Annotated in this window: 1 protein-coding gene; it reads left to right on the top strand. The window is 56.2% G+C overall.

All coding sequences use genetic code 11. The features are described from left to right. Positions 1-616: VENN motif pre-toxin domain-containing protein (locus tag WH277_RS02400; RefSeq protein WP_339504201.1), on the top strand; the 616-nt coding region annotated here is incomplete at both ends.

Here is a 616-nt window from a genome sequence, read left to right as displayed (position 1 = left end):
TGAAAGAGAGCTCTGCTTACAAGCAGGCAATGAAAGGCTACGGCCCGGATGATACCTGGGTTAAAGCGGGAAATGCGGCTGTCACAGCAATTGGTGCACTGGCGGGAGGCGACCCGGCGAAAGCGCTGGCTCAGGCTTCTTCACCGTATCTTGCCGGGGTGATTAAAGACGTGACCTTTAATGATCCTAAAAATCCGACTGCGCAGGAGATCGCCACCAATGCCTTCGCGCATGCGATCCTCGGTGGCGTTGTGGCGGAAATGAGTGGGCAGAATGCGCTGGCAGGCGCCGTGGGTGGTGGGGGTGGCGAACTGGCTATCCGTGCAATCCATCAGTCACTTTATCCGGATGTCGCCACGGATAAACTGGACGACCAGCAGAAGAAAACGATTAAGAACCTGGCTCTTATTGCCACCAGCCTGACCGGCTCACTGGTGTCCGGCGATACCGCGGGCGCTGTGGATGCCTACAAGGCCGGCGACAACGCGATGACCAATAATTACCTGAAGCCTGAGCAGATTGATAAGTTTGCAGCGAAAGCTCAGGGATGTAAGGCACGCGGTGACTGCGCAACGGTCAGAAAAGAGATGCAGGAACTCAGCCTGAAACAGCAGGA

This window comes from Erwinia sp. MYb416, assembly GCF_037479575.1.
GTDB classification, from domain to species: Bacteria; Pseudomonadota; Gammaproteobacteria; order Enterobacterales; family Enterobacteriaceae; genus Erwinia; species Erwinia rhapontici.
This window is presented reverse-complemented; position numbering and strand designations above follow the sequence as displayed.